A 24,398-nucleotide genomic window follows, 5' to 3' on the forward strand; every position below is an offset into this window, starting at 1 on the left:
GTCAATACCAATGTTCGCAGCATACCTGACCACATTGTTTTTGATCAGCCAATGATGGCCGCTCCTGATACCAAGTGCTCCTGACTGAGCATTCTCTTTTGTTTCCCAGAAGTTTCGTGGATATTGATTGCCACAATGTTCTAGAATAAAACCTATTACATGAATGTAGCCCAATCCACGTAAATGTGGTGCAAAGATTCTGCGCCTGGTTGTTAATTCTATCTGGGAGGTATTGTATTTGTGCTTATCATCAAAATTAATCAGCACCTTATCCTGCTTTGAATCATACCACCAGCTTGCTTTGTGTTGCAACATTTCTTCTTGAAGCGGGTATTGCTGATACATAGCTCCATCTACAAAAACCTGCCCAAGGTTAAACACTATATCCTCCACTCCTTCCGGAGCACCGTCCCTAAGCCAAGGTGTGGATGCCATTGGAACCTTAAATGGATTGGCACTGTCAAAATAAAAATCATCAGTGAAATCCATTTTTGACAGATCACAAGAAAACACATTACCATCGAATCTCTTAAGGTTTCCTTTATAAACATCCGATCCTTTTATGAAAATCCTCTTCCCCGGTTCAGCCATGTACACAATAGGTGCTTCGGCTGTCCCTCCTCTTGGAGGCGAAACACGTTCACGGTAAATCCCTTCCGTTACAAAGACCGTGTCACCCGGATGAGCCATATCAGCTCCTTTTTGTATGGTTAAAAATGGCCTGTTGATACTGCCGCTATTGTTGTCTTTACCAGCTTTTGACACATACCAGGTTTTTGCTGTTGCCATCTGAGAAAACAACAAGGCGGTAATTAATATGAAATTTCTTGACATTATGTATCTGTTAAAATTAGTTGTATTTAAAAAAATAGACCAATGCTATTTGAATTGTGAAATTATTGACCGATGGGTATTAATGATTTTAGATTCCTCTTTATACCTAAGAACCCACCCCTGCCTATCCGGCAGGCAGACCTAACCCCTCCAAGGAAGGGAATTTAATTCTGCAAGTGATTAACTCATCACATATAAATACCTTAGGGTTAATATAATACTCCTGCATTAGTCTCTCAATCCGGTAAGATCAGAATCGATTACGACCTTGCCTTCTCCGGCATAAACCTTTGCTGAAAATTTATCACTTGTCTCTAGGTTGTTTGATGTTTTGAGATAAATGATTTTATTGGGCACTTCATTCTTCAACAATGTCATTTCTCCTGCATGATTAAACACCGTGCTGTGAATACTAATACTTGTAGAAAAGTATTCCGGCATGGCCTTATTCGTGCGGAAATGGATGCCTGATTTATTCAAACTCGAATTGCTAATCGTGATGGCATCAATAGGAGTATCTACTCCTAAAAAATCCCGTGTGCCATCATGCAAAACCCTGATATTGTCGAAGACCAATTGCTTTTGCATTGGAATCTGTGCGCCCGGATAATAAGAACGGCTCCATTTCCCATTGTCAAAATGTATAGAAAAACCTGTTCTGGCTTTTTCCAAGTAAATATCCCTGAAAGTTACATTCCTAACTCCTGCCACATACTGCACATCTTTCTGTGTCATTACCCATTTAATGCCATCCAGTACTTGCATCCCCTCTGTATGGGTAGGACGTGTAACAGACTTGTAACTCGTGCCATCTGGTGCGGCATCTACTCTATAAATACGTCCATTCGATACTACGGCATCAGCCTTTTGAACTTCCATTCCTTCCTTCCAGTCAATCCATCCTCCGGCTAATATCCGGCAGAAATAGCCTACAAGTTTTTGGTCTCCGGCTAGATCCCAGCATTTTTCCACTACGCCATTTTCTATCCATCCCAATTCGGGGTTTGAGGTGGCATAGTCATGAGCATTTAGTGCTATGCCATCATCGACAGTTTCAAAAACAGCATTGGAAATGGTAAATCTACTTCCTCGTCCCAAATGGATGCCGTCTTTTTTTCCTTTTAAAATTGTGTCATCAATAATAAGGTCTTCAAATGTGCAGACATGGATTCCAAACTGGGCAGGCATAATATCATAACATCGAAAACCCTCAATTTTCAAATCTTTGACATAGAAGAAAGCAATCTGCCCTCTCAAACCAAAAACTTCATTGAACACCATGTCCACTCCGTTTACACTCACTTCCAAACCACGAACAATGATGTGTTGATCATAGGTTTTAGTCAAAGCACCCTTATTGAGTAGCACATGAGAGAATTTCCCTACTTCATCTACTTTCTGTAGTACCACACCATTGCCAAATTCCAGCGTAGTGTTGCTTCCTACATAAGTGGTTCCGGCAACTTTATACGTCCCTGGTTTGCTTATGATGATAGTACCCGTTTGATCAACAGCTTCTTGAAGTGCTTTCACATTTTCAACACCTGTGGCATCCGGTGAAAATCCATAATCAGCAGCGTCTATAAAACCACGGCTTTGGGCGTCCACAAACATACTGATACTACAAAAAGCTGCAAACAAAAAACACCTCAACATCATATTATATTTATTCATTTCTTAAATCATTATTATTCTTGATTATCAATTAAATCACCATCTACCAACACTTTCGCCAGGTACCAATTTCGGTTGACATATTCACCTTCATTTTCCATGGTATTGTCTCGTTCCGACAGGATTTCTTTTTTATCAATAGATTTATCCAACACCTTAAACACAGCAGTATGCACTGTATCCCTCAATCCGGTAACAGTCTTATAGCTAATTCGCCAATAGGTACAATACTTATCAAAGCGAGAAAACGTTTTTTTTGGTTGACCATCTAATGTCAATTGAACTGTGCCACCACCCGGCCCCATTAAATCATAAAACCCTATGGATCTACCACTGAATTGAATAGTGATGGAATCTCCCGGTTCACCTACACCCACACTTTCAAAGTAGTTTCTAAACTTTTTAAACTCTGGGTCATCCCCAACTATGACAGGTGTTAATACTCGGTTATTCTTGATTTCAGTCCAACTGAACATTTTTGTATTGGTACTGATGTCAGGAGTTAAAGGCTGAGGAACCTTATGAGGCACGATTTTATTGCCTGAATTGGTTTTCATCTGATTAAATGCCTCTATAAAAACCTCTTCATATATTTTGTGCCCTGAATCCGGATAAGGATGCACCCCATCAGGACTGAAAACTCTAATGGTGTCTTTGGCAGCTTCATCACCCTTAAATAGCAATTTACCCTGATTTACCCTCCTCAAAACTTTATATCCAAAATTAATAGATGGAATTTGATAGTAATCAGCAATTTCCTCCATAGTAGCTATTGAGGAAGGAAGACTATCCTTTTCATAAGTTTCAATAAAATCTGATTTAATAGTATAGATAAAACAGATATCAATCATAGGATCTTGTTGCCAGATTTGATGTATAATACCTTCCATTGATTGGGAAATAGTCTCGGGATTTGTACTGGCATCATTGACTGCAAACTCAACAAATACAAGGTCTGAATCATATTGTAAGACATGATCTTGAAGCCTATAAACACCAAAATCTGACCCTGTACCACCAATAGCTGCGTTAATCTCAACAACTGTGGTTTCCGGGTAGTTTTCCCTGAACCATTTTAGGGAATACACCCTCCAGCCTGATTGGGCAGTGATACTTCCTCCCAAATAGGCTACCTTCACAGTATCTTGATTTTTTAGTTTGAAAAATGTATTTTGAACGCCACTTCTTTCGTGCAAATCTTTGGATTTTAGCTCTCTACTTGAATGATCACATGATATGAGAAACATTGATGTGACTAGCATCACCGATAGGTTCACTGTGAGAATACTTAAATTATCTTTCATTTTTATGCAACCTATTTTAAAGTCTGAAATTTTTCACTCGGTTCTTATCCTACGACTAATCCAAAGCCCTGTAAAATATCATAAATCCAATCTTAGTTATTTTAAATTAAAGAGGGACATTAATGCCCCTCTTTAGTTTAACTTTTTTCAAACTCCTTTAATAATGGTTCGTCTCACATAAAAGAAATTACCATAGATCATTTTGATCCCAATCAGGATTCAGATTAAATTCGTCTAATGGAATAGGCAGAAGCATGTGATAACCTTGAACTTTTGCAGCCTTATTCATTCCCGTCAAATCATCCTCAAAAGCCTGCAATCTGTCTAGATATATCCCCCATCTAATAAGATCCATTCTTCTTTGACCTTCAAAAGCAAGTTCAAAAGCTCTTTCATCAATAATGGCTTCTTTAAAAGATGAATAGTCAAGGCCTGTAAGATCAGGAAGCACCGTACCATCATCTTTGTGATCCGAAGACCTTGCCCGGTAACGAACTGTATTTATTGCGGTATAAGCCTGAGCAGTTGGACCATTGTTTATCTCATTTAGTGCCTCAGCAAGCATTAAGTGCACCTCGGCATACCTATAGATAGGGTTGTTGTGAGGTGTTCTATATGAGTAATCACCATTACCAGGCACCTTCCTGTATTTATTAATATAAGGTCGGCTATATATGGCCGCTGATGGCACAAAAGTATAACCAGAAAAGCTTCCTTGTCCAATAGACCAATCACGACGGGTATCCATCGGGTCGAAACTATCATAAAAACCCTTTGTGGTTCTCATGTTGCCAAACCCACCTGCAGACCCACTTCCATAGGGTGGGGCGGTCATTGCATTTGGCAAAGTAGCCCCATTTGAAGGCATAGAAAAATCAATTTCCCAAATGGATTCGTTATTGTAATTATCAAGATAATAATCCTTGAAAACATTGGTGTAATCAGGATCAAGCTCATAGATACCCATATCAATAATCTCCTGACAAATATCCCTGACACTTGTCCAGTGGCTTGGGTCTCCTGCCACCATTTCTCCTGTTGATGACCTTCTCCATCCTGCCATGAACATATGCATTTGAGCTTTCATCATTTTTACAGCCCCCAGTGTCACATATCCTCCTCTATTTTGAACAGCAAATACCGAAGGGTAATTTTCCATTACAGCCTCTGCTTCGTTAAGATCTTGTAGGATCAATGTCCTAATGTCATCAACACCAGCACGAGACACATTCACCGAACCAACTCCATTTGTGGTTTTTGTTCTTAGCGGGGCATCTCCAAACTGATTTGAAACCTGAATATAAAAATAAGCCCTAAGACCCTTTGCTTCCGCAATCAACTGGTCACCCCCTTCAAAATTCTTTTCCGCCACAACGTCAATAACAAAATTGCATATATTAATTCCCTTATATAAATCCGCCCAAACACTTTTAGGAAATCCATCGGCTGACGTTCTGGTGAAATTCTGGTAAAGCCCATAACTATTTGAAAGCGACGCTCCATACGAGCCAAAATCAGTATCCGCTATAGAATAACAAAGATATGCGTAACCGACAATGTTCGCACCTCCAAACACACTATAAGCACTATTTAGTGCTATTCTGCCATCCTCCGCCTTTTCTGGAAAATTAGCTTCACTTAAAAAAGAATATGGTTCCTCTTCAAGATAATTTTCACATGATACAAATAGAGGAAATATTAATATGAGAATAATTTTTTTTAATTTCATAATCTTAAAAAGTTACATTTACACCTAATGTTACAGATTTTTGGTTTGGATAATTAGTCAAATCCACCCCTGGTGTCAACATACTTGATGACACAGATACCTCAGGATCGTATCCTGAGTAATTGGTGAAAGTCATCAGCTTATCACCTGACACAAAAAACCTACATCTTTCAATACCAATCGTTTTAGTAAGTATAGATGGTAAAGTATATCCCAGGGTAATATTTCTCAGCCTGATAAACGAACCATCCTCAACCAGCCAGCTACTCACATTATTGTACTCAATACCATCTTGATCCCAAGCCCAGTTTTCATTTGTTGGGTTTTCAGGAGTCCATGCATCCATGATCTTTTTAAGACCACCTGACCTATAGTTTGGTCGCCACAAAAAGTTTTTATTGGCATTTAAAACCTCATTGCCATACCTGAAAGAGAAAACAAATGATAGGTCAAAATTTTTGTACTCTAATTTATTAGTAAGACCCCCAAAAGCATCCGGCAACCCATTACCAATTATTTCCCTATCGTATTCGGAATCTATTACACCGTCAGGAACACCATCTGGCCCACTTATATCCTTATACCTAGGACCTCCTACTGCACCTGCACCTCCAAACTGCGGTAAATTTGTGACCTCATCTTCATTTTGATTTACCCCGTCATAAACGTATCCATAAATAGAACCCAATGCTTCACCCTCCTTCACAATGAAAACGGATGACTTATGTCCCCAACTACCAGTAAAAAAATAATCTGTTTCCGAAAGTCTTAACACTTTAGTTGAAGGAAAGGAAATATTAAATTGACTGGTCCACTTCACCTTTCCATTCAGAACAACCCCTCTTATATCCAATTCATAACCAGACGACTCGATATCCCCAATATTAGATGTGAAAGAAGTAAATCCTGAATTAATCGGAATGGGAGCATTAAGTAACAGGTCATTTGATTTCTTTTTATAGTAATCAGCAGTGATATTCAGTCTTCCGCCAAATACTCCTATATCAAACCCCAAATCTAATTGTCTGTTTTGTTCCCATTTCAAATCAACATTGGACATGGAACCAGGCCTCAAACCAAGAACCTGAGCTGAATTAATAGATACATTAGCACTACTATAGGTCCCCAATGAGCGATAATTTCCAATAGAATTATTTCCAGTGATACCATAACTGATCCGAAATTTTAAATCAGAGAAAACATTAAGATTCTGAATAAAGTGTTCTTCAGATGCCCTCCAGGCTAACGCCACAGAAGGGAATGCTCCCCATTTGTTTGCTTCACCAAGATTTGATGACCCATCATATCTAACTGAAGCTGTCAAAAGATACCTGCCTCTATACGTGTAATTGACCCTACCAAAATAACTGGCCATAGTACTCTTATACTTGTTAGAAGATGGATTGAAAACATCTACACCTAAACCAATATTATCATATCCAAGGTTTTCTATAGGAAAATTTTGGGATTTCACACCAAAGCTTTCACCAATTGTAGATTGGGCACTAAAACCTATCAAAGTTTCTATTTCGTGATTGGAAACAGTAAACTTATACTTAGCAGTATTTTCATACAGCCAAGAAGTAGTCTGATTATGACTAATATTTGCAATACCATTGTAATTTCGCCCTATGCCCACATCTGATGGTAGGTATGACCTGTTCTTTGTTCCGTTATAACTCATAGAACCACTGGCTCGTAAAGAAAAACCCTTAAATGGTTTAAAGTCCAGATAATTGATGGTACGAAATGTCAATTGGTTTCTTAATGCATCATTTCCGGTAAGCCATCTTGACGGATTAGTAGCTGTCTGGCCTGTGCCCACATCTGGATCTACATAGTCAACCAAATCTCCAGGAAATGGCCCTCCTGGAATATATGGACGTGCTTTAAGGATAAAAACACCAGCACTTTCTTCCCCATTCAATGATGGGCCATTCCTTTCATCTGTCGCATAAGAAATATTTACTCCTGCAATCAACTTATTATTCAAGTCCGTCTCAATTCTTAGTCGAGAATTGAGACGCGAATAATCTGACCCAATAGCAATACCCTCCTGTGTGAGATATCCAATTGATGCTGAATATTTAGTATTGTTACTCCCTCCGGTAATCTGTAAATCATGCATTTGCATAGCTGCTGTCCGATAAATCTCATCCTGCCAGTCAATACTTGTAGAATCAGCCCACTGCTCAGGATTAGCATACAACGGTTGTTCGTCAAGTGGAGCACGAACCTGATGTATTTTCGCATAATCCACAATATCTATGGTCTCAAGCTCCTTAATAATACTTGAAAAAGATCGTCTCCCAGTATATGAAATATTGAGTTTTCCTCCTCTAGATCCAGATTTTGTAGTAATAATTACAACTCCGTTCGAAGCTCTGGCTCCATAAATCGCACCTGCAGAAGCATCTTTCAAAATATCAATTGAAGCAATATTTTGAGGATTCAAATCCAGGTTGGAGCCACCTAATTGAGGAAATCCATCAATAACATAGAGAGGTTCATTTGAAGCAGAAATAGACGAACCACCCCTGATTAACACGCTACTAGCCTCTCCAGGTCTTCCTGTTGAAGAAGTAACCTGAACACCTGCTGCCATTCCCTGCAAAGCATCATTTAATGAGGGAGTATTAATTCGCTCAATTGATTCCGAACCTACTGATGCGACTGATCCGGTTAAATCTTTCTTCTGAACACTGCCATAACCAATAACTACCACTTCTTCCAATTGCTCAGCATCTACTGCCATTTGCACATCAATTACACTTTGATTACCAATGGTAATCTCCTGTGTTTTATAGCCAACAAAAGAAATAGTCAAAATAGATTGCTCGGCTACCGATACTTTATAATTTCCATCAAGGTCAGTAGTGGTTCCAACAGTAGTTCCTTTAACCACCACAGAAGCTCCGGGCAAGCCCTCACCATTTTCGTCGGTGATTTTTCCGGTGATGTCAACGTCTGCCATACTGATTTCAGAGATGTCTCCATCTTCCATATCAGAAAATTTCACTACCTGAATCACATCATTAAGCTGCCTGAATCCCAATTTATACTTTCTTGAAATTTGAAGAAGTACGTCTGAAAACAATGCGTTTTCAAATTTCAAATCCAACTTTTTGTGCTTGTTGATATCTACACCTTTATAATTGAAATGATAATCTGAAATAGACTCCAAATGCTTAAAAGCACCCGACAAAGATGCATTCTTCATATTCACAGAAACAACTGCTTGCTTTACACTTATCGTCTTTTGTCCTTTGGTATCATTGGCAATAAGTAAATTGAGGGCAAGTACTTGAATCAGAAAAACATATACTGACAATTTCATTGTATGTATTACTAGTTGTATAGTTTTATTTTTCATAAATTTGAAATGTTTTATTAATGTAATATTTATTAAAACGACTCGGATATCGTATTGGGAAGACGGTCAAATTTTCATCAATACAATATCTCCAAAAGTGGTGCTGCCTCGCAGTGCCACTTTTATTTTTATATGCTGATCATTTCTCTATAAGCTCTTATGTTTTAGTTAAACTTAATCTTTATCATCTTTTCTTTTATTTCGAAATCAAATTTCAGCGAATAACCCAAGCCATTCAGCACCGTCTCCAAATCCTGGTTTTTGTAAAAGCCGGAATATTTTAGTTGTGGTAAATCGATTGATTCAAAACTGAATTCTACACCATACCAAAGTTTCAGTTTTTCGAATATCACTTCTGCACTTGCATCATTGAAATATAAAATACCCTCTTTCCATCCAAAATCTTCGTTGTAATCATAATTACTGATTTCTATAGAATTTCCATTTAAGGATAGCTTTTGGCCTGGCTTTAATATTTTTTCTTCTTTATCAGAAGTAACCAAAACGCTACCCTCCAAAAGAGAAACTTCTGCCGATCCTTTATTGAAAGAGCTAATCACAAATGAGGTACCCAGCACAGTGGTTTTCATACCAGAGGTGCTTACCACAAATGGTTTTGATTTATTTTGTACTACTTGAAAATATGCTTCTCCTAACAGTTCTACCGATCTTATCTTACCATCAAATCTGGACGGATACCTGATCTCACTACCTGAGTTTAGTTTCACCAGTGTACCATCAGGAAGCCTGATCTGCGATTTAACCCCCAAAGCGGTTTTTTTAATAATTATTTCGGTTTGAGCTACTGGTACTTCTTCAGGTTGATAGAGTGGAAACTTGTAGAGAACAAAGGTAGTGGCCAGCAAAAGGGCAACTATCGCTGCAAGCTGCAAAGCCCTTTTCCATAACGAAACAACTTTTCCAGATGGGTTGCCCTGTTCTTTTTGTACCCTGATATCGAATTTTGCTATTTCATCATTTATCTGCTTCTGAGATATTTCCTGATTTTTAAATTTCAATGCATTAACGAATGCTGTGGCCTTTTTGAAGTTCTCCTGATCTTGGGGATGTTGTTCCAACCAATGCTGCCATTTTCCTTCTTCTTGATTGTGTATTACGTAATTTTGGAAAGACTCATCCAGAATCAATTCTTCCAAAATATTCTTATTACTTTCCATAATTATTCGGTGTTGTAATAAGTAGTTCTCAGGAAATATGTTTTGTACTCTCTGAAAAGAAAAAAAATTAAAAAAACATTAAAAATACCAAAACTGCCTTGCGGAGATTCTTAATGGTCTTGGAAAGTAAATTTCGTGCTGACTGGTAATTGGTACTGGTAATCTGCTCAATTTCCTCATAAGAGAGTCCTTCATAAAACCTCAGATAGAGCACTTCTTTTTGTTTCGGTGTGAGGGTGTCAATTGCACGTTGAAGTTTCTGAGAATTAATTGCCTCTATTTCACTATCAATGATCGCCTCCTGAGTCGAAACTTCAAATGCATGAATTTCATCAAGCCCACTACTATTTTTAGCAGAAGCTATTTGCTTCAACAAGAGATTTCTTAAAGTACCAATCAGGTAATTTCTTGGCTTTTCGATTCTTTCAAGTTTCTCGGGATTCATCCATAGATTGTAAAAGCAATCCTGAATTCCATCTCTAACTACGTCTTCGTTATTGATTAACTTTATTCCATAATTGAAAAGTGAACGATAGTATTCACCATAGTAAACATGTATTTTATCTTTAGAGTCCTCTTGCATACCGCACCAAAAGTATAGAAAAATCTAGTCTTTTAGCAGTGAGACTTATTTTGAAGTGTTCTTGATTCTAAACCTTGATATAAGATTTTTACTTCCGTTTACTCCAATTTACTCTTTGTTTAGAGCCATCTCGTAACACAAGAAATACAGTTCTGTTCTTCAATTAGTCAATATGGATAAATACCTGATAAGAAGTCACAACATGAATTTTGAAATAATTCGATGTGGAGCAAAAATGTACCACATCGAATTATTTTATTGATGTTTCAACTGTGAAGTTACCTATTCCATAACTTTTTTTAATTCTGACATCTCTTGATTCATTTGCTCAGGAAACTGATATACTTCACCCTCTTTTGTACTAATATAGAGTCTTGATTTTGAAGACATTCGGCCGTGTCCATCTGCCCAAAATGCATAGAAATCCGAATGAGCATTGAGAGGTCTTCGTGCATAATTATGATTGAATTCATCATTATTCGTAAGTTGCTTTTCTTTTGACCAGGATACTCCCTGATCTTTACTTACCCACATTGCTATTTCGCCTCCAGGATTAAAGGGTTGTGGTCCAGTCTCTGTAGGAGCTATCAATTTCCACATGCCATTTTCAATGTAAAGCGATCCCATATCATAATTATTGTCTGAAGTAGTAATGTCATTGATGTTCCATTCACTGCCAGTCCATCGAGCTGTGCGCCATGTTCTGGGGTTATTTTGTGGCCCGGACTCAAAACCCCTAGAAGTGATGTACAAGATCACAGGCCTGTTACTCCCATCATAAGCAATGTCTTTCATATAAACATTCAAATTTTGGTGGTAATAGTCCATAACAAGTGCGTTATTCTCTATCTCTGTCAGTGGTAACTTTAGCTTAGTACCATCAGCAGAATGCCATGTTTTTCCCAAATCATTAGTTTCAAGATAATATAAGTTAGTTCTCCAATTCAACCCATTTTTCTCTTTGGTGTCCGGGTGAAAATTAAAAGCGGAACCGGCAACTCCTTTACCAACAGCACTTATTTGATAATGCCCTTTTTTTATAGCAGCAATGCGTTTCCATTCAGACCACTCCTTACCATCTTCACTGGTCATAAAACAAATGGTACGATCAGCGGGGTTTTTATAGCTGGTAAAGAAACTTAAGAATCCGTTTTTAGGTTGATGCCATGTCTGCATGTAAGAAAAATTATCTAGAGGGACAGGTTGACCTGATTCCAGCTTAGTTGCTTCTACCTTCCCAAACTCATCAATATTATAAGGCTTCAAACTTTTATGAATATAAGATGGGCGTGATGTTCCATGCGAAGTAGAAAAAAGATAAATATACCCTTGTTCATCGATAGATATAATGGGATTGTCATGTGCATCTGTTGTTTGTTTATCCAATACCAATGTTGGCTTAGGAACTTTTCCTGTAGCATGATCATAATATGATACCATGTGAAACAAAGTCGAGTTTTCCTTATCCGTTCCTCCGTAACAAAAAAATGTTTTATTTACTTCAGGTCGATAAATGGCAAATGGATTGTGTTTGGCACAATAAGTACCCATTCCTCCGCTGTATTTAAATTTATACTCATTGTCGAGAGGTTGATTCATATACCAGATGCCTCTGTATCCATCTTCTTTAGAATTGTATAAAATACCATCGTTTTGCTTTAAGTCCGGATGAACCTGAGCCTTAGTCTTAATTTCCTCCTTTTCTTTTTTTACAGGCTGACATTGCTGCATAAATAAGGATAAAGTAATCAATAGAAAAAAAATGCGATTTTTCATTATTTTTTTATAAGTATGATAAAAAATGACATCCCTACAGGTTACTATTTATAAGGATGTCATTTCGATTTATTTTAAATAATTATTGTAATTGCCACCATACCGGAATTTCATAGATGGTAATGTCATTGATATTGGAAGGAGTGTTTGGATTGCGACTAACTTCACTAGGAGGATAAGCCAACCGAAATGGTGTACCTCCCGGGTCATTCATTTGAGGTATTCCAGTTCTTCTATAGTCATTATATGCTTCTATTGATTGGAACATCCAAAATGAAATGTACTTTTGATTAATAATGTGCTCCAGCGACAAGTTGCCTTCTCCCGGAAAAACTTCGCCCTGACTTACATAAGCTGTGATATCTCCTTCTGTAATACCCGACCTCCTGCAAGCTGTCAATACAGCCTCTTCATATGCCGCATTAGCCTTAGTCATATCCCCTTTGCGAAAATATGCTTCCGCCTCTATAAACTTCATTTCATCATAAGTGATCAACGGTTGAGGAGCAGCATCAAAAAGGACATAGTCTGTTGGTGCAGAATAAATGGTATGCGTAAGGTCGCTAACTGACTGTCCTGCGGGAGCCCCTACAAATTCCCCTTCAATTTTTGTAAACCACATCTCAGCTCTCGGATCCTCAAAATCCGGATCATTTATCTCCTTCAACAGATCAATAAAGGTGGCACTTACGGCATAAGTATCCTCTCTTTTCTGCCAGGCGTTCCAAGGATTATCATTGGTTGTACCTGAAAGGTATCCGTCAAAAACGAATCCTTCACTTTCAGACTTAAATGCATTGCTTAAAGCATCCAAAGCATTGGTAGCCGAAGTTTCAGCATTTAAATTACTGAGTCGATTGTAAAATCTTGCTTTTAAAGCATAAGCGGTTTTTTCCCACATTTCAGTATCTCCCTTAAAAATCAGGTCAATCGGTGAGACGGCAACTATTGACTCCTTATTGAGATCCGCAATGGCTTCATCAAGAATTGTCTGCAGATATGCATATATGCTTTCCTGATCATCAAACGTCGGAGCTCTGTTTGAACTGCCTAGTAATGCTTGTGAATGAGGCATACTTCCAAAAAAATCTGTTCCTACACTTAAAGTATAAGCATACAATATTTTGGCAACACCTACTGCTTCAAATTGTCCTTCTTCACTCCCTCCAACTGACCCCTTATTGATTATTGTCCGCAAGTCTTTTAGAGTAGCATAAACTCTCGTCCAGACGTTGTTGTTAATATCATAAGGCAATCTTGGGTTCAAATGTACATTGGTAGCATGTTCTACAAAAAAACTTGCATATTCTCCACTTCTTTCTCCAGCAATGCCAACTATAGTACTTATTGTAGCCTGAGGCAAGAGCAATGAAATAGGAACATTAGTAGGAGCATTTGGATTTTTATTTATTTTGTCCAGCGTATCATCACTACAGGAAAGCAAGAAACAGCCGGTCAAAACCAATAGCAAATACCTTTTTATATTTATCTTTTTCATGGTTGTAGTATTTTTCGGTTAAAAATTGACTCTGATTCCACCACCAAAACTTTTATTCTGAGGATAAGAATTATAAGATTCCCCTGAAGATGTATTGAACATCTCCGGATCAAAATGAGGCAAAGCGGAATTGAGCCAGAGATTTCTTCCTACCAGATAAAAAGAAACAGATCCTAAAAATGTGTTTTCCAGCCATTTACCTGGGAAATCATAGGAAAGTTTAACTTCCCGTAAACGCACATAAGTGCCAGAAAACATATTAGATTCATTGATTGGGTCTTGATTCCTTCCATAAAAATCATAGCCACGTTTAATAATTATTTCATTGTCACCTTCCACTATCAATTCACCTCCGGAGTAGTACCCTTTCTTACCAGGAAATACATAGTCTTCTTCTCTATTCTCAGTCTCGCTAAGTACCCCGTACAGTCTTCCCAGCCTGGTATATCCCGACGACAAAACCCCTCCTTGTAACCAATCCAATTGAGCTGAAAAAGAGAAATTCTTAAAGGAAAAACTATTAAAAATGTTTATTTCAAAATCAGGTTTTGAAGTACCCAGGTTAATTTGTCCTGTAGTACGAAGTGGCATCCCATAAAATGGATTAACACTTCCATTGGGTAAATTTTGTCTGCCATCTACAACTACTTCCCCACTTTCAGGATCTCTGGCATACCCTATTCCTTTCAAGGCGGGAAATTGTTCTCCCACCAATGCTACCGCACTTACCCTGAAACCTTGCCCCAATTGAAGCTCTTCAATTCCCTCTGCCAGCGAAAGAACCTTATTGGTATAGGTAGAAAAATTCACAGCTACATCCCACAACAAAGTAGTCGTTTCTACTGGTTTTATATTGAGGGTAATTTCATGTCCTTGAATACTCATTTCTCCAGCATTTCTTAATTCACTGGAAAACCCTGTTGAAACAGCTATTGGAACACTATAAATCTGACCATTTGCCTTAGTGTCATAATAAGTATAATCTAATCCTATTCTATTGTCTAAAAACCGTAAATCTACTCCCAACTCATACGTTCTTGTGTTTTCAGGTTGTAAGTCAGAACTATTCAATTGATTGCTCTGGGTAAATGCACTTAAGCCCTGGTATGGGAAATTGAAACTACCCGCTGCATTCCCCGACACAAATACTGTCTCAGTTGAATGAGTTGGACCTGCCTGACCAACTTCTGCTACACTGGCTCTAAATTTTCCGAAGGTAAGCACATTCTCAGGTATAGAAAGGAATTCCGTAAAAACAACACTTGCACCAACTGATGGATAGAAAAAAGAGCGGTTTTGACTAGGCATATTAGACACTATATCATTCCTGCCACTTGCATTCAAGAAAAGAGAATTTTTCCATGACACAGAAAGATTGCTGAAAAAACCAACTACACGCCTGTTGGTACTGCCTGTGCCTGTGCTTTGAACACCAGTATTGGATATATGATGAAACCCGCCAATTACAATATCAGATCCAGTACTTGATATCCTATTTGATCTAATGTCATAAGTTTCATTTCCTATCATCAAATCAATATTAATATCTTCACCGATTTTTTTAGAGAGGGTTGCACTCAAATTAGAATTGATTTGTTTCTGATTTGACATACTATTGGAAATACTGCCACCACTGGGTGGGTTAGTCCTTCCAGCTGAAGACCCCAGTTCATTGACTACATCAGAAATAGTAGTGTATTCATCTAATCCAATGAGATACTTTATTGTAATCCAGTCTAACGGTTTGTAATCAAAGCTTATGCTCCCAAAAGTCCTCGATGTTTTTTCCACGTCGGAATTATTGTCCAAAGCCCAATAGAAGTTATCATGGCTACCTCTATAATTGATTTGCCTGTAAGGTTCTCCAGGCACATGCGTTGGATTTCCTTTGAGATTATAAGATGCCGGCACAGAAAAAGTAGCCCACCAAGGCACAACAGCACTATTTACTACATTATTGGCATAACTCATTGAGGTGTTGACCTTCAGTTTATCAGAAAGGCTATAACCACCAGCAAATTTTACATTATTTCGCTGCAACCCAGTATTTTTCAAAGTTCCACTTTGGTCTGCAATTCCAATATTAATAGCATAGTTCCCTCTATCAAATGTATTGGAAATTGTCAAATTGGAATTTAATGTCTTTCCTGTTTTGAATAAGTCTTTATCATTGTCATAAACTGCAGCTACTTCCTGTTCTCCGAGTTGATTTGTATAGGTACCCATTTGATCAATCCTTGCCCCCCATGAATGGGGAGAAAAAGCATTGAATTGTCCGTCTGTACCCTGACCATAGGTCATTTGGGTATCCGGAAATCTGGAAACACGATCAAAATTATAGCTAGTTTCAAAAGAAATAGCCGGCTTGCCATGCATTGCATTTTCCCCTTTTTTAGTTTCAATGATAATCACCCCATTTGATGCTCTCAAACCATATAGTGCCGCAGCTGTTGGTCCTTTAAGGACATTCACCGATTTTATGTCATTTGGATTTATATCAATAATTCGGCCTCCACTTGCAATCGGAAGTCCATCAATGACATATAAGGGTTCGTTGTTTCCAGTAAAAGAGCGACTCCCCCTAATAGTGATCTGAGAACGGCTCCCGGGTGCCCCTGAACTCTGCTTAACAGTTACTCCGGCTACTTTTCCCTGAATGCTATTCACCAAATTGGTGTTGCCAACTGATGACAGACGCTTCCCTTCTACTTCCTGGACAGAGTAACTTAATGATTTTTTTTGCTTTTCTATACCAAAGGCTGTAATTACGACTGTTTCCAATTCTTCAGCATCCAACTCCATTTGCACATCGATCACGCTCTGAGTGTCAACAAGCAACTCACTTGTCTTATAGCCAACAAAAGAAATTGTCAAAATTGACTGTTCGGGAACACTTAGCTTGTAGTTGCCATTCAAATCCGTAGTTGTTCCAACCGAGGTTCCTTTTACAACAACGGATGCTCCTGGTAAACCTTCTCCATTTTCGTCGGTGACTTTACCAGTCACCTCTACTTCCATTTGCAGAATTTGTAATGCTTCTATTTGTTCATTTTGCTCGTGATCTATTTTCCTGACGTTGATGTTATTATTTACCTGCTTGAACATTATCCCCGATTGTTTTGATACTTCAATCAAAACATCTGATACTTTTATCTTCTGATCAAGAAAAGTAACCTTATTTTTCAACTCCGACTTCAATTCCAATTGATCTACTGAAAACCGAAATTTGGTTTTTCTCTCTATCTCTTTAAAGAGTTTACTTATCGTTAGGTTTTCGACGTGTAATGCAATCTCAACCTCTTTCACGCTTACATTTTTCTGACCATTGGCATTTTCCGCAAGCATCAAGTTGAAGAACAGGACTTGCATTAAAAAACCAAATACAGCATATTTAGAAAGCATAATAATGATTTGTACTAATTTAAATTTCATATTTTTGTATAGAATATGGTTAAACATGTTTCAGTCTCAGGTATCACATTCCCCAATGGCCTGCCTGAGTGGATTTCAAGCCGACAACCTGGTTGTCGGTTTTTTTCTTTTTCTCTATTATCTATGTCATATTTTTAGAATTTTATAGTTACTAAGTTTTTATTCAGATCATACTTAAACTGCTTTGTATAACTCAAACTTTTTAATACATTTTCCAAGCTTTCATTGTCAAATTGGGAGCTATATTGCCACTCTTCAGTTTTATTCTCATTGACCACTTGAATCTTTACTCCGTACCATCTTTCTATTGTCCTAACTACTTCATTGAAACTGGCTCTTTCAAAATCAATAATTCCACTCTTCCATGCAATCTTTGCCTTCATATCAACCACTCCTTTGCGCATTACTTTTTCCTTACTATTGTATTCAACAAACTGTCCGGGCTCAAGGTATTCTGTAGGTGTATTTCTTGTTAAAGAAACATTTTCCACTTTGACTTTCCCCTCTATTAAAGCAACTTCCATTGATTCATCTTCTACAAATGACCGTACATTAAAAGCAGTACCCAATGCCGTAACAGAAAGGTCTTTTGATATTACAATAAAAGGTTTACTGGCATTTTTAGCCACATCAAAATAAGCTTCTCCTTTTAATTCCACAACCCTGTTGTTTTCGGAAAATTCAGGAAGGTATTCTATTGAACTGGCAGAATTAAGCCACACAATCGAACCGTCAGGAAGAAAAACCTGTGACTTTCTCCCGGGTGGGTTGTTCTTAACAACAGAGGTCACCGATGACCCATTGTCACTGTTGAAAACGGTATATTCGGAATAAATTAAATACAACCCCACTGCCAAAACAAGAACTGCGGCAAATCGAGATATACCCCACCAAGAGATGATAAATTTCTTATTATTGGCACTGTTAATTGACCTTGTACCTTCTCGTGTTAAAATATTATCCAGTACCCTCTCGGACACTTCTGAAGAAGCCGTAAATTCTTTAAATTCTGCATGTTGAATGAGTTCCTTTGCCAGCAAAAACTTATCCTTCTGAGCTGGGTTGTTGTTGAGCCATTTGCCCCAAAATTCGTCGGACTCAGGTTGAGGATGAAGAACCCACGATTTGAACTGTGGGTCAAGCATGAAATCTTCGACTTCCTTATAATTTGATCTCATTTTATTCTGTTAATTTCCTATATCTATCTATAAGAGAATGAAATCAGAAAAAAGAAATCACGAAATACGAAAAATATTTATTTTTCAATGGACAATGATCCCCCTTGCTACTTAACGATTTCACAAGAACTCTATTGATATATTGAAATTATTTCAAACAAAAAAACAAAATAAGGCTTGTAACCAGAGCTGTAAAATTGGTTTTCAGTTCTTTCAATGCCCTGTATAAAAGGTTTCTTATAGCTTGTATATGTGTGAAATTCATCAATTCCTGAATCTCCTTATACCCCATATCCTCATAAAAAAAATAATAAATTGCCTCCCGCTGACGTGGAGTGAGTTTTTTCATTGATTCTGCCAATTTCAAGCTTTGTTCTTTTTCTATCTGGCTATTAATAAGGTGCTGTTCTATGGAAAAAGTTACTTCAAATTCTCTATATCCAGAATCATTAATGGCAGATAAATTCTTATTTCCTTTCTTTATAAGGTATAAGATTTTGTTTTTTAGAGATTTAAATAAATAAAACTTAACTGAAGACTTAATGGAGATTTTTCTGCGTTTTTCTCTTACCTCAATAAAAAGATCCTGAATCGCATCTTCTACTAATGCCTGACTTGGGGTAAACTGGCAACCATATTGAAATAATGACGGAAAATATTTTTTGTAAATAAAAATAAAAGACGCTTCGTCACCACTTTTGAATTTTTCCCACAACTCAAAATCAGACAATCCTAACAATGAATGTTGGTGAATTCTCACAAATTCGTTTGATCCACTCCCGATTTGAGCAGAAGAATCAGACTTGTCAAGTTGGTTCAGTTTCATCGAAGTAAAACAGTCGCTTGCTTATGCGTACTCAACCAAAGATACTATTTTCTTTGACATCTGTATATTTTACTCAAAAAAAACACAATAAACGAATAGTACCGTTTCCTAAGTAAAGTGATGTTTTTTATGAGCTATCGTTTCTGTTTTATTAAATTGATTCTTTACTGAAAACAGAAAATTCAAATGCAAAATACAGAGCAAAACAAAGCCAATGCCATAGCATTTTACAAAATGGCGTACGAAGGGCAACCCAAAAAGGCGGTAGAATTGTATGTTGGAGCAGAATACATCCAACACAATCCATTGGTAGGTAATGGTGTCAAACCATTCATCAAATACTTTGAAAAAATGAGTAGCGAATATTCCAAAAAGAGTATCGAGTTTGTGAGGGCAATCGCACAAGATAATCTGGTAGCATTACACACCCATCAAATCTGGCCAGATAACGATGAGTATGTAACCATGGATTTTTTCAGGTTTGACAACAATGGAAAAATAGTAGAACACTGGGACTCCATTCAGCAAATCCCGGAGGCCACCGCCAATGGAAATACGATGTATTAGCAGGTTTACTTCCTATTTCAAATCCAATTCCAACTGATTGAGTTCTGTGGTGATAAAAATCAATTCATCAATAGAAAGATTCATTTCGAGTGATTGGGCATTTTGTACAGCCTGTTGTGCATTACGCGCACCAGCCAGAGCAATCGTAATACCCGGTTGCTCCACTGTCCATCTCAATACAAGCTGACCTAATGTAGCATTTTTATCTAATGCTAAAGGTTTTATCTTATCGAGAAATACATTGACTCTTTTGATATTTTCATCTGAATATACTCGCAAATCTGCCCGGTGATCTCCTTCTGAAAACTTATGTCCCGGTTTTATTTTTCCGGTAAGCAACCCACGTTCCAGTGGGCTGTAAGCCAAAATAGACATCCCTTTTTCCAAAACATATGGAACTACTTCTGACTCAATACTACGCTTCACCATGCTGTAGGGCACTTGGTTCGAAAGCAAATTGGTGTACTTTGCAGCCTCCATCATTTGCTCCACATTGTAATTGCACACACCGGCATACCTTACTTTCCCCTCTTTGACCAACTGCTCCACAGCCTCCATTGTCTCTTGTATGGGAGTGGTATTATTTGGCCAATGGATTTGATAAAGGTCTATAAAATCAGTTCCTAATCTACGCAGGCTGTTTTCACATTCCTCCACAATACTTTCTTTGGAAGCATACTTATAAATATCTATATCCTTACCATCATTATCTTTGCTGGCAAAATAAAAATCACCTTGTGCCAGGTCCCAGCGCAAACCATATTTCGTTACGATTTGCACTTTATCTCTGGGGATACCCTTAATGGCTTCTCCTACTATTTCTTCGCTTTTGCCCATACCATAGATGGGTGCTGTGTCTATAGAGGTGACTCCCTGATCGTAAGAAGCTCGGATGGCTTCTACTGCATCTCCCTGCTCTGTGCCTCCCCACATCCATCCTCCGGCAGCCCAGGCTCCAAAGGTTATTACTGACATTTCCAATTCCGAATCTCCTATCGTTCTAAATTCCATTACCAAATTTCTTTTTTATCAATTAACATTTATGTGAACAGTACCTGACGAATTTCTGTATATTCCGGTTACAAAAATAACTGCCAAGAACAAGTGCCTTCAGTACAAGCTGGAATTATTTAGAGTCTGTCTATAAAGTACGATCCACGCTTTACTAAGCTTTTAATGGTTGGTAAAGCTGTTAAAACAGTAAGCTTTAAGAATCCTGAAAGGCTTCTCAAAGCACATTATAGACAGACTCTATTTAGCCTGTATTTGTAAGTATAAATATATCTCGTTCATTAAAAATGAATGATGATAATCTGATGATTTTTAGTATCAAAACGAATATTTTACTTTCCTTATTTGTCTGACCAAACTGCCAGCTCATTTCCTGATGGGTCTATAAAATGGAACCTACGTCCACCAGGGAAGGAAAAAATATCTATTGAAATGATCCCTTTCGACTCGATTATTTTGCTCTTTATGCTCTCAAGATTTTGATGATACAAAACGATTAAGGCACCATTTGTGATTTCTGCCTCCGTTTTTTCAAAGCCTCCTTCAAGTCCACTTTCAGAAAAAGCAATATAGGTTGGACCGTAATCGGTAAAAGTCCAGTTAAACGCATCGGTATAAAATTTCTTTATCTGTTCAAGGTCTTTCGCCTTAAACTCGACGTAGTTGATGTGATTGTCTGTTGCACTCATTTCTTTAATTTTAATCTTGATTTTTTATTTTTCGCCTTTTCTGCATTTAATTAAAAAGAACGGTTGATTTTCATCAATTTCAATTACTTCAAATAAACCTGTTTTTCCAAATTCTGCTTGTATAGATTTTCTGTCATAAAAATACATCTTGACTCCCTGATGTATTTCATAACGGTCTTTACTCACAAATTTGCCTTTGCCATAGGTAGGGGCTTCCTTTGTTATAGCAGTAAAAACCATATAGCCCTTCTTTGATAGTTGATTATAACAGTCTAAAATTAGTTTTTGCCTTTCACTACTGTCCAATAGGTGGATTAAAGCATAACAAAATATTCCGTCATACAGCTTATTGCCAAATGGCATATCCGTCACAGAACCGTGATAGATTGTCATATCTGTTCCATAATGTTTTGTTGCCATCTGAATAGCCGTTTTCGAAATTTCTATTCCCGTCACAGTCATTCCACTGTCTCTAAAGATCTGAGCATTTCGTCCGTAACCTATACCCGGAATGAGAACATTTTTAACTCCTTTTTCTATAAAAAAGTCCTTTGTCAGTAAAGCTGAGTGAGAAGGCTCAAAACCCCACATCTCTTGCTTCTCAATGAAATTTGCTTCCCAAAATTCTGTCATAAAATTGCTAAAAAAAACACTTTGTCCTCTACTGTAATACAGAGCAATTAAATCCGGATTTCTTGGCCAATGATATTATATTTTCCGGATTAACTGTCTCCTACTATAACCACAAAGAAAACAAGTTCATGTTTTAAATAATTCAAAATTTATTTCAATATCAAATCTAATAGATTTTTTAACCTTACTTATTTCTGTAAGTTTGCATTTTTTTGCCAAAAAAAATCCACCCCTATTCAGAGTGGATTTTAAAATCATTTTTTAATTTTTTTCTTATTTAATTATAATCCGGGTTTTGACTGAGTTCATTGGAAGCCAAATCAATCTCCTGCTGTGGTATTGGTCGCAAATAGTGGTGTGCTGCCAAGCCACTGGTTGTAGTCCATGGATTCATCGCTTTTGCTCTGTCTATCAACTTCCCAGTCCTTTTCAAATCATACCACCTCATGTACTCTCCCATCAACTCCCTGGCTCTTTCGTCCAAAATCATATCTATGTTTATTGTACCTGCTGTTGCTCTGTAAGAAACTGTTGCCATTGAAGAAACATCAGCAGGATCTGCTGCCTGCAAAGGAGTAGCTCCTGCATTGGCTCCCAATGCCCTGTCAACTACCCTGTTGTAATACACCTCTGCTCCTCCAAGGTCTCCTCCTGTAGCTCCTTTAACAATGGCCTCTGCTGCTATCAGATATGCTTCTGCCGAACGGAATAAGGCGAAATCAAAGGTTCCGAACCCATCACCGTATTCAATATTTGGTTCGAAAAACTTCCACATCAATGGTTGCGCATTGTTTCCATGGTATGCCGAGCTACTAATGGTCTGAAACTCATCGGTATTGATCACCGCATAACGCAAATCTCCTCCTACATCCATTCCACGTTCTGCAGATGTAGTAGCTGGGTTGTCCCAAGGTCGGAATTCCACTACTACTTCTCCAGCCGAAATATTGATAGGAGTTACACCACTTTTAGGGGTGAAATTAGGAACATCTATCAAAGCATATAGTCTCCCAAGAAAATTGTGATTGTATCGGGTATCAATATCGGTATCGTACATCCTGTATATGGATGGGGTTGGTATGAATTTACCCAAATACCTGTTGTAATACGATGACCTGGCTACTTCACCGGGTACATCTGTACCTCCTCCAAAGGGATGGTGGTAGTCATTGCCAGTCTCTGCAATGTTGTCCAAACCATTGGTCTGTACATTGTCACTAAACTGGATGGCAAAAACTATTTCATCATTTTTTGCATTTTGTGTCCCCGGATTGTTGGTTTCCAACAATGGATTTTCATTGCGCTTTGGAAACAAATCATTGTAATTGGCTGCCAGTGGATATGCTGCGATGATCTTATCCGCATAATCCAATGCCATACCGAAATCAGCATTGCTACCACCCAGTGAATTGTTGTAGTTCCATCCTCTTGTCAAATACACACGTGCCAATAAAAACTGAGCTGTTCCTTTTGTTACTCTTCCGTAATCTGTTGCTGTTACTGGCAAGGTCGCTTCGGCTGCTGTCAAATCACTGATGATCTGGGTATAGACATCTGCCGCAGGTACTCTGATCACTTCTTTGTTACCAGTAGTAGTCTCCTCCAAAGGCATTGGAATGTCACCCCACTGCTGTACGGCATAAAACAAAGCCAGTGCCCTCAGCACTTTCGCTTCTGCTACCCTGTCTTCTTTCAGTGCCTCATCCATACCTACTACTCCTTCTGCGCGACTTACCACAGTGTTTGTTCTATTAATCTCCAGGTACAACCTGTTCCACAGTGTTTCTACTTCTCCTGTGGACGGGCTCAAATTCGCATCATACTCGTTGAAAGAACTACCGATGGTAGTAGAAGCTTTGCTCCAGTCTCCCTGACTGAATATATCCGTTCCCTGCATCACCAATTCCCTGTCTCTGATCAGATTCCTCAACAAAGGGTATGTGGACTTTACTAAATCTTCAAAACCTTCGGGAGTTACATAATAATTCTCTGCTGTTTGCAATGAAACAGCCTCCTCGTCTAAAAAATCGCTACATCCTACCGATGAAAGCATCAATACAGCGGTGGCAAATACCTGCCATTTTTTATATATCTTCATTTTATTAATTTTTTC

Annotated in this window: 16 protein-coding genes and 1 pseudogene; 1 reads left to right on the plus strand and 16 read right to left on the minus strand. The window is 38.0% G+C overall.

Annotated features, from left to right (window positions below; translation table 11 throughout):
- The 12 genes and pseudogenes from AAOP42_RS08110 to AAOP42_RS08165 all read right to left on the minus strand — a co-directional run.
- A pseudogene (locus AAOP42_RS08110) lies at positions 1-834 on the minus strand (hypothetical protein); the annotation flags it as partial.
- Positions 835-1,062: 228 nt separating this feature from the next.
- Positions 1,063-2,508 (minus strand): glycoside hydrolase family protein, encoded by a 1,446-nt coding sequence (locus AAOP42_RS08115; protein ID WP_349527987.1) that lies wholly within the window; start codon positions 2,506-2,508, stop codon positions 1,063-1,065.
- A 14-nt stretch (positions 2,509-2,522) separates the two neighbouring features.
- Positions 2,523-3,812 (minus strand): SGNH/GDSL hydrolase family protein, encoded by a 1,290-nt coding sequence (locus tag AAOP42_RS08120; RefSeq protein ID WP_349527988.1) that lies wholly within the window; start codon positions 3,810-3,812, stop codon positions 2,523-2,525.
- A gap of 187 nt (positions 3,813-3,999) precedes the next feature.
- The gene (locus AAOP42_RS08125) at positions 4,000-5,541 is read right to left on the minus strand and encodes a RagB/SusD family nutrient uptake outer membrane protein (RefSeq protein WP_349527989.1); all 1,542 of its coding nucleotides are present in this window, start codon (positions 5,539-5,541) and stop codon (positions 4,000-4,002) included.
- A 4-nt stretch (positions 5,542-5,545) separates the two neighbouring features.
- Positions 5,546-8,914, minus strand: a complete 3,369-nt coding sequence (locus AAOP42_RS08130; RefSeq protein ID WP_349527990.1) for a SusC/RagA family TonB-linked outer membrane protein — start codon at positions 8,912-8,914, stop codon at positions 5,546-5,548.
- A 164-nt stretch (positions 8,915-9,078) separates the two neighbouring features.
- Entirely contained in the window at positions 9,079-10,092 is a 1,014-nt protein-coding gene (locus tag AAOP42_RS08135) for a FecR family protein (protein WP_349527991.1), read from the minus strand.
- Between the two features lie 67 nt (positions 10,093-10,159).
- Positions 10,160-10,675 carry an RNA polymerase sigma factor gene (locus tag AAOP42_RS08140; RefSeq protein ID WP_349527992.1) on the minus strand — a complete coding sequence of 172 codons (516 nt, stop codon included), beginning with the start codon at positions 10,673-10,675 and terminating at the stop codon, positions 10,160-10,162.
- 282 nt (positions 10,676-10,957) lie between these two features.
- Positions 10,958-12,451 carry a BNR-4 repeat-containing protein gene (locus tag AAOP42_RS08145; protein WP_349527993.1) on the minus strand — a complete coding sequence of 498 codons (1,494 nt, stop codon included), beginning with the start codon at positions 12,449-12,451 and terminating at the stop codon, positions 10,958-10,960.
- An 82-nt stretch (positions 12,452-12,533) separates the two neighbouring features.
- The gene (locus tag AAOP42_RS08150) at positions 12,534-13,949 is read right to left on the minus strand and encodes a SusD/RagB family nutrient-binding outer membrane lipoprotein (RefSeq protein WP_349527994.1); all 1,416 of its coding nucleotides are present in this window, start codon (positions 13,947-13,949) and stop codon (positions 12,534-12,536) included.
- An 18-nt stretch (positions 13,950-13,967) separates the two neighbouring features.
- Positions 13,968-17,381 carry a SusC/RagA family TonB-linked outer membrane protein gene (locus tag AAOP42_RS08155; RefSeq protein WP_349527995.1) on the minus strand — a complete coding sequence of 1,138 codons (3,414 nt, stop codon included), beginning with the start codon at positions 17,379-17,381 and terminating at the stop codon, positions 13,968-13,970.
- A 134-nt stretch (positions 17,382-17,515) separates the two neighbouring features.
- Positions 17,516-18,559 carry a FecR family protein gene (locus tag AAOP42_RS08160; RefSeq protein WP_349527996.1) on the minus strand — a complete coding sequence of 348 codons (1,044 nt, stop codon included), beginning with the start codon at positions 18,557-18,559 and terminating at the stop codon, positions 17,516-17,518.
- A 148-nt stretch (positions 18,560-18,707) separates the two neighbouring features.
- Positions 18,708-19,385 (minus strand): RNA polymerase sigma factor, encoded by a 678-nt coding sequence (locus tag AAOP42_RS08165; RefSeq protein ID WP_349527997.1) that lies wholly within the window; start codon positions 19,383-19,385, stop codon positions 18,708-18,710.
- A 186-nt stretch (positions 19,386-19,571) separates the two neighbouring features.
- On the opposite strand from AAOP42_RS08165, the gene AAOP42_RS08170 reads away from it, so the two are divergent.
- Positions 19,572-19,952, plus strand: coding sequence for a nuclear transport factor 2 family protein (locus AAOP42_RS08170; RefSeq protein ID WP_349527998.1), 381 nt, complete (start codon positions 19,572-19,574; stop codon positions 19,950-19,952).
- A gap of 12 nt (positions 19,953-19,964) precedes the next feature.
- Here the strand turns inward: AAOP42_RS08170 and AAOP42_RS08175 are convergent, their stop codons facing one another.
- The 4 genes from AAOP42_RS08175 to AAOP42_RS08190 form a co-directional block, all read right to left on the minus strand.
- Positions 19,965-20,963 (minus strand): aldo/keto reductase, encoded by a 999-nt coding sequence (locus tag AAOP42_RS08175; protein WP_349527999.1) that lies wholly within the window; start codon positions 20,961-20,963, stop codon positions 19,965-19,967.
- Between the two features lie 341 nt (positions 20,964-21,304).
- Positions 21,305-21,652: a VOC family protein gene (locus tag AAOP42_RS08180; RefSeq protein ID WP_349528000.1), complete on the minus strand. Its 348-nt coding sequence runs from the start codon at positions 21,650-21,652 to the stop codon at positions 21,305-21,307.
- 24 nt (positions 21,653-21,676) lie between these two features.
- A complete protein-coding gene (locus tag AAOP42_RS08185) occupies positions 21,677-22,285 on the minus strand; it encodes a class I SAM-dependent methyltransferase (protein ID WP_349528001.1) in 609 nt (202 codons plus the stop codon).
- A 277-nt stretch (positions 22,286-22,562) separates the two neighbouring features.
- A complete protein-coding gene (locus AAOP42_RS08190; RefSeq protein ID WP_349528002.1) occupies positions 22,563-24,383 on the minus strand; it encodes a RagB/SusD family nutrient uptake outer membrane protein in 1,821 nt (606 codons plus the stop codon).
- Positions 24,384-24,398 lie beyond the last annotated feature (15 nt).

The organism is Reichenbachiella sp. MALMAid0571 (assembly GCF_040151475.1).
Taxonomy (GTDB): Bacteria; Bacteroidota; Bacteroidia; order Cytophagales; family Cyclobacteriaceae; genus CAXBNB01.

What these genes read in the sequence shown, in the direction of transcription:
- AAOP42_RS08140 (WP_349527992.1), bottom strand. Translation starts at nt 10,675, where the DNA reads ATGCAAGAGGACTCTAAAGATAAAATACATGTTTACTATGGTGAATAC.
- AAOP42_RS08185 (WP_349528001.1), bottom strand. Translation starts at nt 22,285, where the DNA reads ATGACAGAATTTTGGGAAGCAAATTTCATTGAGAAGCAAGAGATGTGG.
- AAOP42_RS08135 (WP_349527991.1), bottom strand. Translation starts at nt 10,092, where the DNA reads ATGGAAAGTAATAAGAATATTTTGGAAGAATTGATTCTGGATGAGTCT.
- AAOP42_RS08165 (WP_349527997.1), bottom strand. Translation starts at nt 19,385, where the DNA reads ATGAAACTGAACCAACTTGACAAGTCTGATTCTTCTGCTCAAATCGGG.
- AAOP42_RS08180 (WP_349528000.1), bottom strand. Translation starts at nt 21,652, where the DNA reads ATGAGTGCAACAGACAATCACATCAACTACGTCGAGTTTAAGGCGAAA.
- AAOP42_RS08125 (WP_349527989.1), bottom strand. Translation starts at nt 5,541, where the DNA reads ATGAAATTAAAAAAAATTATTCTCATATTAATATTTCCTCTATTTGTA.
- AAOP42_RS08160 (WP_349527996.1), bottom strand. Translation starts at nt 18,559, where the DNA reads ATGAGATCAAATTATAAGGAAGTCGAAGATTTCATGCTTGACCCACAG.
- AAOP42_RS08115 (WP_349527987.1), bottom strand. Translation starts at nt 2,508, where the DNA reads ATGAATAAATATAATATGATGTTGAGGTGTTTTTTGTTTGCAGCTTTT.
- AAOP42_RS08120 (WP_349527988.1), bottom strand. Translation starts at nt 3,812, where the DNA reads ATGAAAGATAATTTAAGTATTCTCACAGTGAACCTATCGGTGATGCTA.
- AAOP42_RS08150 (WP_349527994.1), bottom strand. Translation starts at nt 13,949, where the DNA reads ATGAAAAAGATAAATATAAAAAGGTATTTGCTATTGGTTTTGACCGGC.
- AAOP42_RS08190 (WP_349528002.1), bottom strand. Translation starts at nt 24,383, where the DNA reads ATGAAGATATATAAAAAATGGCAGGTATTTGCCACCGCTGTATTGATG.
- AAOP42_RS08170 (WP_349527998.1), top strand. Translation starts at nt 19,572, where the DNA reads ATGCAAAATACAGAGCAAAACAAAGCCAATGCCATAGCATTTTACAAA.
- AAOP42_RS08145 (WP_349527993.1), bottom strand. Translation starts at nt 12,451, where the DNA reads ATGAAAAATCGCATTTTTTTTCTATTGATTACTTTATCCTTATTTATG.
- AAOP42_RS08130 (WP_349527990.1), bottom strand. Translation starts at nt 8,914, where the DNA reads ATGAAAAATAAAACTATACAACTAGTAATACATACAATGAAATTGTCA.
- AAOP42_RS08175 (WP_349527999.1), bottom strand. Translation starts at nt 20,963, where the DNA reads ATGGAATTTAGAACGATAGGAGATTCGGAATTGGAAATGTCAGTAATA.
- AAOP42_RS08155 (WP_349527995.1), bottom strand. Translation starts at nt 17,381, where the DNA reads ATGAAATTTAAATTAGTACAAATCATTATTATGCTTTCTAAATATGCT.